Raw genomic sequence first — 4,601 nt, forward strand, 5'->3', positions numbered from 1 at the left:
ACTTGGATGGACGGTTTGTCCTTCGTTACGTCCATGGACGTCCTTGGCGTGGGCAGTATGACCCGAGAAAAATCGGTTTGGGATTCTGTTTTGAGTCGTTGGTTGTTAGCAGGTTTCGCTGCGGCCTCCAGGCCGGTTGGGCAGGGCTGAGAGTTCTGATTGGATGAGCAAACGGTTTCGCCGATGACGGCGACGACTGGGCGACATTCCGGGCCGTGGAACGGCTTCGTCGAGCATGGCCTCGTCGCTGCCGGCGGGGATGAACAGTTTCGGGTGCGGTTGGCCGTCGATGAGGGTAGGACCCGCGGGGTCCGGGATCTCGTGGCCGATGTCGGCTCCTCTGGCGTGCGTGACCGTCCAATCCCCTGGGACGATGGCGCGGAACCCATCGAGTACGGTGGTGGTCAGGTGCCGGGGTGTCGGGGAGCTAGTTGACTTGGTCGGAGGCCCCGGACCAGTCTCCCAGCTGCGCATGCGATCATCAGCGTTCGGTCCGATCACGGCAATAGTCCGGGCGCTGCTCGTCCGCTGTCCGTCGCGTTCATGCCCCTGGCCAGCGGGAGCGCGCCGCCGTTTGTGAGCAGGACCAGCGCCTTGCGGGCCAGGTGCAGGTTGACCTGCGCGTGGGCAACGGAACCGATGACTTCTGCCTGCTGGTTGTCGTCCGGGATGCGGGTCTTCGAAGAGACCGAGCTCGAAATTGAGGGCGAGCAGCCGGCGCCGGTGGGCCAGCGGCTGGCCACCGACCCGGACAGCATCGGGGGTGCGCCGTGCTGATTTCCGGGATGCCAGGACAACCAGCTGTCCCTGGGGGCAGCCCAACGGGCTGTTTACCGAAGGGGTTGGGCAGCAGTAACGTAGCAGTAACGCAGCAGTAACGCCGCCTCCTTAGCCTGATACAGTCTGAGAGGGAACAGAATCTATGAGTGCCAACGTTTCCCGGCTCATTGCCCGAGGACCGGGCRGCAGCTCAGGTAGCGAACTCGAGGTGACGCGCGCCTATATGACGCTGGGTCGCAGCCATACCAATGATTTGGTGGTGTCTGAACCGACTGTGAGCAGGGTGCACGCGTCACTGTCAGTGGACGGTGCTGGCCGCGTGTCCGTCCAGGATCTGGGTTCCAGCGCCGGAACGAGCGTCAACGGACACCCCACATCTGGGCCGGTCATCCTGCGGTCAGGTGATGTTGTTTCCTTCGGGGGAGAACGGTTCCAGTTTCAGGGTGCGTCCAGCAAATCCGAGGCCACGGCCGCTCTGCCGGTCCAGCGGCCACCACGGCCCCGGCCGCGCGATGGACACGTACAAGGCCAATACGAAATAGAAAATCAGCACGCGGGAACTATCAGCAACGTCGCCGGAAATCAATACACTGCCTACGTCAGCCATATCAGGCAGGAACGCGAAAGTTTCCTACAGGCCGTAGCGGCCACCAAAACCAGAGCCCGCTGGTTGATCTGGATTGGCGCAGGCCTGGCCATCACCGGACTCGTCATTGCAGGATCGGGTTTCTACCAGTTTATGGAAGAAATACCCAATTATAGAGGTGTCGGCACTCCTGCTTCCTTTCGCTTGTACATCACCGGGTTGTTTATTGCAGGAGGAGGTTCGATTCTAATCACCATCGGCATCGTCCTCCACGTCGTTGCGACGTCCAGACGGAAGAAGGTAGAGCGCGAATTCCCGTTACCTCGTCGGAGGGGCTACTGAGGAAGCAAAGGAGGACGATCACGGTGGGATTCAATATCAACAATCAAACCGGCGGAGTAGTCAATAACGTCGAGGGGAATCAATATATCCGTGGTGGCCAGCGCAGCCAAATGGTTCAGTTGGGCGCTGTGCGTGAAGCGTTTCAGGAACTCGAGCACGGAGTTACATCAATCGGACTCGATGACAGCAAGCTCGCTGCAATATCTGTTTATCTGAGAGAGATAAATGCGGAAGTTAGCCGTGGCCACCCCGAGCCTGAGAAGGTCGTAGAACCCCTCAAGAAAATTACGGAAATCGCAAGTGCGGCAGGTGCCCTTGCAAGTCTTGTGGGACCGATCCAGAACTTGATGGCCTGGCTCGGCCCGCTCGGACAGCCCATAGCGAAACTGCTGACGGGCACATGAGCAGGCTTTGTGCCGGAAAGCAGAATGGTACGACGCCGGCCCGCGCCTGTAGCGGCGGCGAGGACCTGCATCATCGGGAGATGCGTCATCGCTTGGCTTCCAGAGGGCGGTTCCTCCTGGTGACCGCGCAGTAACGTAAAGCCTTGTCGTAGTTGTTTCCTGCTGTTAGGGCCACTCCTGAGCTACCTGGCGAAGGCATCCCTAATCTAGTCCCGCAGCCCCCGAGCCCAAGCTAGACCCCGACGCTGCTGCCCAGTACGGCCAGGGGCGGCGAATTCGGCGAGCTTGGGGATCCAGACAGTCGGATCGCCAAGGAGCACCAGCGACTGCACCACCGCGCTTCCGGAGAAGTGCCCTCCGGTCTGGTGAGTGTTTTTCCCTGGCCGCTCAGTCGGGTTTTTCCTTGGCCGCTCAGTCGGCTTGCTCGGAAAGTTCACAGATCCGGCCACGGCCTCTGGCCCGGGGACCTGCTTGGATGATTGTCGGCGGTTGGCCAATGCGCTTTCCCCCACGGGCGTGGCGGCAACCGCGCCTGTTTGACCGGCATCAGTCCGCAGCCGTGATAGCTGGCGCGAGCGAAGGGCGGACTCCTCAGATTCCGTCAGGGGTGGTCGTAACGTTCCCGTAACGGGCCAGCGTTAGGGTGCAGCGGTGATGTTAAGACGAAACGGCACCGCCCGTTATGGTACCGCGGCTGCGGCACATAAGGGTTCTGCCGTCCGGTCCTCGCGCCCAGCACCGCCGAAGATGTCGTTGACGGAGCACGTTGGAGGTTGAGTTGGACACCAGAAATCCCCCGGCTCCGGCGGCCCAGCCAGCCACTCTGCGAGCGCCTGCCGGGCCGGGACCCTGCGGGGCCTCGAGCGCCTGACCAACGACCCGCGGGCTAGGAGGACCACATGGTTTTTGCACTGTTTCCGGATCCGCCGGTGGCACCGAGGACTGTGCCCGCGGGCGGCCGTGGGGATGCCGGCTTTGTCCAGTCCGCAGGCACACCTGTACCGGAGTTCACTGGCATTTATGAGCGGATGATGTTCCTGCGGGTGGCGATGATCGGGGGCTCGGTGGCTCCGACCGTGTTCATGCAGGCGGGGAGGGGCCCGGCGGTGGCGGTGGCGGCGGCGACGCAGCCGGTCTTCCGCGCCACCCGTCCCGACGGCGCCGGTACCGGATTTGTAGGGGACGTGTTCCTGGTCCCCGGGGTGGGAAACGTCCTGCGTCTCGTGGTGGGGTTTGACCGGGCGACTGAGGAGACGTGGACGCTGGGGATCCGGAACAACGACCCGTCTGCGGAGCGGCACTTCACCTGGGTGGTGGCCGACAGCGAGGCCGAGACGGTCCAGCCTTGGGTGGACCCCGGATCGTTTATCCCGGCGTTCGCGGACCCTTCCTTCACGCCGGACGCCGGGACGGCAGGTACCGCGGTGAGCCTGTCCGGCCGGAATTTCAATGTCGGTATCCCGCGGGTGTCCTTCGGCACTGCGGCGGCATCGCTGCTCGCGCCTCCTGCCGCAGGGTCCCTGACGGTGGCCGTGCCCGAAGGGCTCGTCACCCCGGGGCAACCGGAGGCGGATGTGCCTGTCAGCGTCGAAACCGCGGCCGGCACGGCCCAGGCGGCCGCTTCGTTCCGCATACTGGCCTGGCACGACGACGCGGAGTTTGTCTCCCAGGACCATATCCCGGAGGCCATGCGGCCCGGATCCACCGCCACCGTGACCATCATCATACGGAACTCCGGCAACACCACGTGGACCTCGGGGGAGGGATACAGGCTCGGTGCGCAGGCGCCCGCGGGCAACTCGACCTGGGGAAGCGCATGGCATGAACTGCCCGGGCCGGTTGCCAGCGGTGAGGATGTGGCATTTACCTTCTCCATCAGTGCCCCGGAGGTCGCGGGGGCGCTGTTCTCATGGCAAATGGTGCGCGACCGCACGGACACGGGCGCTCGGGAGTGGTTCGGGCCCCGTACTCCCGAGAGAGAGATCGGGCTCAGCATAAGTAACGCCCGGTTCGTTGCGCAGTCAGTCCCGGCGTCCATCCCACGATTCAGTACGGCGGCCGTAACCGTCACTATGCGCAACACTGGGACCACCACGTGGCAACCCAGCGAAGGGTACCGGCTCGGCGCCATCGGGAATGATTTCGGCGCGGCCCGGCACGAGCTCACCGGAGCCGTGTCCCCCGGGCAGGACACAACCTTTTCCTTTAATATCCCTGCACCGTCAACGCCGGCTCTTTTCCAATGGCGAATGCTGCAGGAGTCCGTCGAGTGGTTCGGCACGCCCAGCGAACCCGTCCAGATCACGCCGGGGGAACCGCTGGAGTGCGCCACTCTGCGCCAAAAGATTAAAGGGCTGGAAGTCGAAATCAGAGCGCTTCAAAAGCTGCTCCAAACAGCCGGGCCGGGCGAAAAGCCCGCCATCGCAGCGCAGATCAAAATGTTGCAGCAGGAGCGGACTCGTGCGGTGGCCAGGTTCACAGAACTGGGA

Annotated in this window: 4 protein-coding genes; 3 read left to right on the forward strand and 1 reads right to left on the reverse strand. The window is 63.3% G+C overall.

Going from position 1 to position 4,601, the window contains the following annotated elements; all coding sequences use genetic code 11:
- Nucleotides 1–497: 497 nt before the first annotated feature.
- The gene (locus AC1D1W_RS19915; protein WP_243178979.1) at nt 498–797 is read right to left on the reverse strand and encodes a hypothetical protein; all 300 of its coding nucleotides are present in this window, start codon (nt 795–797) and stop codon (nt 498–500) included.
- A 125-nt stretch (nt 798–922) separates the two neighbouring features.
- Here AC1D1W_RS19915 and AC1D1W_RS19920 point away from each other — a divergent pair, with 125 nt between their 5' ends.
- The 3 genes from AC1D1W_RS19920 to AC1D1W_RS19930 all read left to right on the forward strand — a co-directional run.
- Entirely contained in the window at nt 923–1,708 is a 786-nt protein-coding gene (locus AC1D1W_RS19920) for an FHA domain-containing protein (RefSeq protein WP_476944607.1), read from the forward strand.
- A gap of 23 nt (nt 1,709–1,731) precedes the next feature.
- The gene (locus AC1D1W_RS19925) at nt 1,732–2,112 is read left to right on the forward strand and encodes a hypothetical protein (protein ID WP_243178975.1); all 381 of its coding nucleotides are present in this window, start codon (nt 1,732–1,734) and stop codon (nt 2,110–2,112) included.
- 899 nt (nt 2,113–3,011) lie between these two features.
- Nucleotides 3,012–4,601, forward strand: a 1,590-nt coding sequence (locus AC1D1W_RS19930; RefSeq protein ID WP_476944608.1) for a hypothetical protein, incomplete at its 3' end; no start/stop codon positions are given.

This window comes from Arthrobacter sp. P1_B4 (assembly GCF_056406555.1).